The organism is Bradyrhizobium sp. Kon69 (assembly GCF_055807515.1).
In genome coordinates this window covers 1-301 of the sequence record NZ_JBVVOS010000254.1, presented here as the reverse complement: position 1 = coordinate 301, position 301 = coordinate 1, and the positions used below count along the sequence as shown (strand labels likewise).

Below are 301 nucleotides of genomic sequence, written 5' to 3'. Positions count from 1 at the left end.
CAATTAGGTAGGTCAATCAGGTACTGGTTGGGCTCGCCTGGCATCTTTCCAACGATGAATGTGCGAGCTTTGCTCGACAGGAGCGCCCCTGCTGCAAAGAGAAAGCACTTCAGGAGCCAATCGTGGCTCACCGTAATCGTAACTCCCTTTAAATCTTCCTGGTGGAAGTCAAAAGCGGCGGATGCTTTGGAAGATATTTGGTCGGGCAGGAACACACTAACTGAGAACCATGGCCCACTATAAAACCAATGCCGGCCGCTATGACTGACTTTCCGGAACGCGTCTATGGAAAAAGACAGCG

1 protein-coding gene is annotated in these 301 nt (G+C 51.2%); it reads right to left on the bottom strand.

The genetic code is table 11. The features are described from left to right. On the bottom strand, window positions 1-215 hold a 215-nt coding region (locus tag AC0L3U_RS39050), incomplete at its 3' end, for a hypothetical protein (RefSeq protein ID WP_473365066.1). Window positions 216-301 lie beyond the last annotated feature (86 nt).